Here is a 5,272-nt window from a genome sequence, read left to right on the forward strand (position 1 = left end):
GTAAAAAAATCTCCCACGAAAAAGCGCAGCAAAATGCGATAGCGCTGATGGAAGAGATTGCCGCCAACTTCTCCTACGAGATGATCCGTCTGACAGACCGTATTCTGGGCTTTACCTGGAACCGTCTGTATCAGGGGATTAACGTTCATAATGCAGAGCGTGTACGCCAGTTGGCGCACGATGGCCACGAAATCGTCTATGTTCCGTGCCACCGCAGCCATATGGACTATATGCTGCTGTCGTACGTGCTGTATCATCAGGGTCTGGTTCCGCCGCACATCGCGGCAGGCATCAACCTGAATTTCTGGCCAGCAGGTCCGATCTTCCGCCGCCTGGGCGCGTTCTTTATTCGTCGTACCTTCAAGGGCAACAAACTTTATTCCACCGTTTTCCGCGAATACCTGGGCGAGTTGTTCAGCCGCGGCTACTCGGTTGAGTACTTTGTCGAAGGCGGTCGTTCACGAACTGGTCGTTTGCTCGACCCCAAAACCGGCACGCTGTCGATGACCATTCAGGCGATGCTGCGCGGCGGTACGCGTCCGATTACCCTCGTACCGATCTACATCGGCTACGAGCACGTCATGGAAGTGGGCACGTATGCGAAAGAACTGCGGGGCGCGACGAAAGAGAAAGAGAACCTGCCGCAAATGCTGCGTGGCTTAAGCAAGCTGCGTAATCTGGGTCAGGGTTACGTTAACTTTGGCGAGCCGATGCCGTTGATGACTTACCTCAACCAGCACGTGCCGGAGTGGCGTGAATCTATCGATCCTATCGAGTCTATCCGTCCTGCCTGGCTGACGCCGACGGTAAATAACATTGCCGCCGATCTGATGGTACGCATTAACAACGCAGGCGCGGCCAACGCCATGAACCTGTGCTGTACCGCGTTACTGGCTTCCCGCCAGCGCTCTCTGACCCGTGAGCAGTTGACTGAACAACTCGATTGCTATCTGAGTCTGCTGCGCAACGTACCGTATGCCCAGGATGCGACGGTTCCTGCGCAGAGCGCCAGTGAACTGATTGACCATGCCTTGCAGATGAACAAGTTTGAGGTCGAGAAAGACACCATTGGCGACATCATCATTCTGCCGCGCGAGCAGGCGGTATTGATGACGTACTACCGCAACAACATTGCGCATATGCTGGTTCTGCCTTCGTTAATGGCGGCCATCGTAACCCAGCATCGTCATATTTCACGCGCTGCGCTGCTGCAGCATATTGAAGCGCTATACCCAATGCTGAAAGCGGAGCTGTTCCTGCGCTGGGAGCGTGACGAACTCGCTGGCGTGATCGACGAACTGGCCAGCGAAATGCAGCGCCAGGGACTCATCACCCTGGACGATGACGAACTGCATATCAATCCGGCCCGCTCCCGTACGCTACAACTGCTGGCGGCGGGTGCTCGTGAGACGTTGCAGCGCTACGCTATTACCTTCTGGCTGCTGAGCGCTAACCCATCTATCAACCGTGGTACGCTGGAGAAAGAGAGCCGCACCGTGGCTCAGCGTCTTTCTGTCCTGCACGGCATTAACGCGCCGGAATTCTTCGACAAGGCCGTGTTCAGCTCTCTGGTGCTGACGCTGCGTGACGAGGGATATATCAGCGATACCGGAGATGCCGAACCGGAAGAGACGATGAAGATCTATCAGATGCTGGCCGAACTGGTCACGTCGGATGTGCGTCTGACCATCGAGAGCGCCACACAAGGCGAGTAAGCATAAAAAAACCGGTCGAAATGACCGGTTTTTATTTTGCAGGCTAAGCCAAACTCAAAAATGCCAGTAGCTCATTGCCAGGCCTAAGAACAGCACCAGACCAACATAGTTATTGTTCATAAACGCTTTAAAACAGGCGTCACGTTCACGGTTGACGATCAGTTTCTGCTGATACACAAACAGCGCCCCAGCCACTAACAGAGACCAGTAATAGCCCAGTCCCAACCCGTTTAACCAGCCCACCAGCGCCATCAGCACCAGCACGCCCACCTGCAGGATACCAATAATCAGCTTGTCGTTCTGGCCGAACAGAATCGCGGTCGATTTAATACCGATCTTTAGGTCATCATCGCGGTCAACCATTGCATACTGCGTATCATAGGCCACCGCCCAGAGGATATTGGCGAGGAACATCAGCCAGCAGCTCAGCGGTACGGACTCGCTCACGGCGGCGAACGCCATCGGGATCGACCAGCCAAACGCCGCCCCCAGCACCACCTGCGGCAGATGCGTATAGCGCTTCATAAACGGGTAAACCCACGCCAGCGCTAATGCCGCAACGGACAACAAAATGGTCATCGTATTGAGCGTCAATACCAGCAGGAAGGCCAGCAATACCAGTACGACAAACAGCGTTCGGGCTTCTTTCTCGGTGACAGCCCCGCTCGGCAGCGGTCGATTCGCGGTACGCTTAACGTGGCCGTCAAACTTCCTGTCGGCATAGTCATTCACCACGCATCCGGCAGCGCGCATTAACCATACGCCGGCGACAAAAACCGCCAGGATCCACAGTTGCGGCATGCCAGGGGTTGCTACCCATAATGCCCACAGCGTAGGCCAGAGCAGCAGTAAGGCGCCGATTGGCTTATCCGTACGCATCAAGCGGTGAAACGCCAGCAGCTTATTCTGCGTCAGACTCCACTCCATCTTTATCTTCCTCTCAGTACAACGGCGATGCAGGCAGAAAAAGCTCGGTAAGCATCAACGGCTTACCGCTCAGCCGCAGGCGGGAACGACGCCCCCACAGCGCTGCATCGCGGCCAATCTCAATAAAATCTCGGGTCAATGTCGATGACGTAAACAGGTAGCGTCCGAGCGGGGTTTTCCCCAGGTTTTGTAAAGCCAGTTCAGGGCCACACAGGGTGGATTCAGGCACCACTGTACGCCCGGCAAGCCAGGGTTCACCATCCGCGCATAACAGGATTTCGCGTAACCAATAGCGGGACTCTTTAGGCAGCAGCGTCAGTTCTTCAGCCACCTCATTTTGCCCAACGAACGCTTCGCGAATCAACGTGACGGTGACTTCTTTGCCCTGCTGCTCAAAACGTTTGGTCATGGAATCTTCCAGTAACAACCAGTCGAGCAGTTGCGGGTCCAGCGCCGGGATCGCATCAAAATAACGCAGCGCACGCAGTTGCGTTAACGCAGGGTGTGGCATGCCTTACTCTCCGATTTATAACCTAAAGGCATTGTATCGCAGAAAAGGCATTACGGGGTGAGCAAACACAATTAAGTGATCGGCAGAGCAACATAAGCGTAACAATTCGCACTGAAGGATAAAAAAAGGTGCGCCAGGAGACGCACCAGTTGTTGCAAAATCAACAATGTGGGGAGATGTTTACCCCTTGCCTTTTACACTGCTGATAAAGGTGGATCGGGCTGATTTGGATCCCAGACGTTCAGCTTCATCAAGCAGCTTCAGCGCTTTATCGACATCGCCTTTCGCCACGGCATCCTTAATCGCCTGATTAAAATAGCTTTCGGTGTCGTTCAGCATCGGCTCACTTTTCTTCACCGGCTGCGGCGCAGGAGCGGCAACCGCTGCTGCCGGAGCCGCATAAGTCACCGCAGGCGCTGCGGTATTACCGACAGTGACAGGGCCTGGGCCGGAAGAACCGAACAGCGGCCCCACCAACACACTGGAGGACGAGCTGGTTTTGACTTTCAATTTCAACAGACCATCGGTGGTATGACGCGCGATCGGGTCCGGAATATCGGGAACGGCGTTACCGACGCCCTTGGCATAGGCTTTTGCCGGATCAAGCAGGGTCGTGGTCTGCTGGAGGTCTTTATCCGTCGTAAAGACCAGAACATAAAGCTTTTGCTGGCCCAGCGCTGGCGTCAGACGCATTACGCCTTCCAGGCGATCGGCACTCATTACGCCGGGCTCCTGGTAGGTGAAATAGCTGCTGGGGAAGAACGCAGATGGCGTCATGTTCTGATCAAGAATTAAGACGTTTGGCGCAAATACGCTGGTTTGTTTGTTTACTTCACTGGTTAGCGTCAGAGTTAACTCACCAATATTGGCCGGTACGCTCCAGGCCGCGACCGGACCGGTAATACCAGCAACATCCAAACGCTGGCCCGCGCTCGCAAGCTGCGTGGACTGAGTTTTGGATTGATCAACAGGCGTCCAGGTTAGCTGTTGCAACGCAGCAGTGGGAATAGCAGGCGCCGCGGTGGTGTTCTGCGGAACAATATTCACATCGGCCAGGCTGATGCCAGGCGCGCTGGCAAATAACCCTGCAGATAAACAAAGGGCAACGAGACTTTTCTTCATTTTCATTGTTATCACCTCAGATAGCATGGGTTCAGCGGTGGCCAGGCAATAGCGCGCTAAACCGTAATCAAGAGGGGCTTACGCCCCTCTTTCGGTCTTTACGTCAGGTTAGTGCTGAATTACCACCAGATTTCCATCTGAGCACCGAAGGACCACTCATCGCTGTCACCACGGCTGGTGGTGCTGATACCAGAGTTCGTTGCAGCTGCATATTTGGTTACGTCGTTACCATTTTTGACGTAGCCCCACTCCTCATCCCACTTGGCATAGGTTGCGAAGACACGAATTGCCGGGCGAGACCAGATGCTGTCGCCAGCCTGCCACTGTTGCGCGAGGGTGATTTTGTACTGGCTGTTGCGATCGCCAGTCTGCTGAGATTTGACGTTGTCGTAGCCGACTTCCATCAGGGTGCTCATGATTGGCGTCCATTTGTACATCGGACGGATACCGACGGTGTACCATTCGGTACCCAGATCGTTATCCATATCGAGGTTCTGGTACATACCGACGTACATCAGATCCCATTTGTCGCCCAGGGAGATAGCGCCGTGGTCGAGAATACGCACCAGGCTACCGTTGTTATTAATCACGTTATTGGCGTAATTGGTTTTACTACCATCTGGATTAGTAATGGTGAAGGAAGAAGAACCGTAAGAACCCTGGTTCAAACCTTTACCCTGCGTGGTCATGGAGTCTGTCGCGTACTGAACAACAAACTTGTTGTAGCCCTTCAGCATGCTCTGAGTATGTTCAGCGGTGAACATCCAGCCATCTTTTGATGCGCCGTCTGCCAGGCTGTAATCATCTGTCGTATTCGCACGACCGTAGTCAACACCCAGTTCCAACATACCGTCAGTGTTCGTTGCCAACTGCGCTAAACGAACGTCAAATACGTCGTTGGCGGTGTCTTTGGTACGATCATAGATATTCTGGCTGCTGAACGCGTATGAACCACCCGCTTCCTGAGAACGGCTCGCGGCCAGAGACAGTTTACCGA

General features: G+C 54.2%; 5 protein-coding genes. 1 reads left to right on the plus strand and 4 read right to left on the minus strand.

Features of this window, described 5'->3' with window-relative positions:
- Window positions 1-1,715: glycerol-3-phosphate 1-O-acyltransferase PlsB (plsB, locus tag KQJ18_RS21275; protein ID WP_216422685.1), on the plus strand; the 1,715-nt coding region annotated here is incomplete at its 5' end.
- Between the two features lie 54 nt (window positions 1,716-1,769).
- On the opposite strand, the gene ubiA is transcribed toward plsB, so the two are convergent.
- The 4 genes from ubiA to KQJ18_RS21295 all read right to left on the minus strand — a co-directional run.
- A complete protein-coding gene (gene ubiA / locus KQJ18_RS21280) occupies window positions 1,770-2,642 on the minus strand; it encodes a 4-hydroxybenzoate octaprenyltransferase (RefSeq protein WP_003826589.1) in 873 nt (290 codons plus the stop codon).
- A gap of 13 nt (window positions 2,643-2,655) precedes the next feature.
- Window positions 2,656-3,153: a chorismate lyase gene (ubiC, locus tag KQJ18_RS21285; RefSeq protein ID WP_038636252.1), complete on the minus strand. Its 498-nt coding sequence runs from the start codon at window positions 3,151-3,153 to the stop codon at window positions 2,656-2,658.
- A 180-nt stretch (window positions 3,154-3,333) separates the two neighbouring features.
- On the minus strand, window positions 3,334-4,281 hold the full coding sequence (gene malM, locus KQJ18_RS21290) for a maltose operon protein MalM (RefSeq protein ID WP_069325183.1): 948 nt from the start codon (window positions 4,279-4,281) through the stop codon (window positions 3,334-3,336).
- A gap of 113 nt (window positions 4,282-4,394) precedes the next feature.
- A partial coding sequence (locus tag KQJ18_RS21295) for a carbohydrate porin (RefSeq protein WP_216422687.1) occupies window positions 4,395-5,272 on the minus strand: 878 nt, incomplete at its 5' end.

The organism is Citrobacter sp. S55_ASV_140, from assembly GCF_018919505.1.
Classification (GTDB): Bacteria; Pseudomonadota; Gammaproteobacteria; order Enterobacterales; family Enterobacteriaceae; genus Citrobacter; species Citrobacter werkmanii.

Coding starts and splice junctions, on each gene's coding strand:
- ubiA (WP_003826589.1), bottom strand. CDS start 2,642: ATGGAGTGGAGTCTGACGCAGAATAAGCTGCTGGCGTTTCACCGCTTG.
- ubiC (WP_038636252.1), bottom strand. CDS start 3,153: ATGCCACACCCTGCGTTAACGCAACTGCGTGCGCTGCGTTATTTTGAT.
- malM (WP_069325183.1), bottom strand. CDS start 4,281: ATGAAAATGAAGAAAAGTCTCGTTGCCCTTTGTTTATCTGCAGGGTTA.